General features: G+C 55.4%; 1 protein-coding gene. It reads left to right on the top strand.

Translation table 11 applies throughout. The annotated features are described in order from the left end of the window. Positions 1–233: hypothetical protein (locus tag H5181_RS20530; RefSeq protein WP_182751904.1), on the top strand; the 233-nt coding region annotated here is incomplete at both ends.

Genomic DNA, 233 nt, shown 5'->3' with positions numbered 1-233 from the left:
GATGCCACCATGGCACCTGCACCCACCGTTGAGTTCAGCGGCATGGGCACTGATGGTATCTTCAACAGCGATGAGATCGGTACTGATGGCACTGTGACTGCCACCGTGACGCTAGCGACTGGCACTGAAGTTGGCGACACCTTGATTGTCACTGATGGCAACGGCAACACCCTATTTAACGGCCCTGTGACTCAGGACATGCTCGACAACGGCTTTGACGTTGAAGTCCCTGT

It is taken from the genome of Shewanella sp. SG44-2, from assembly GCF_014164215.1.
Lineage (GTDB): Bacteria > Pseudomonadota > Gammaproteobacteria > Enterobacterales > Shewanellaceae > Shewanella > Shewanella frigidimarina.
The sequence above is the reverse complement of the archived record's forward strand: the minus strand, read 5'-3'. Positions and strand labels throughout refer to the sequence as shown.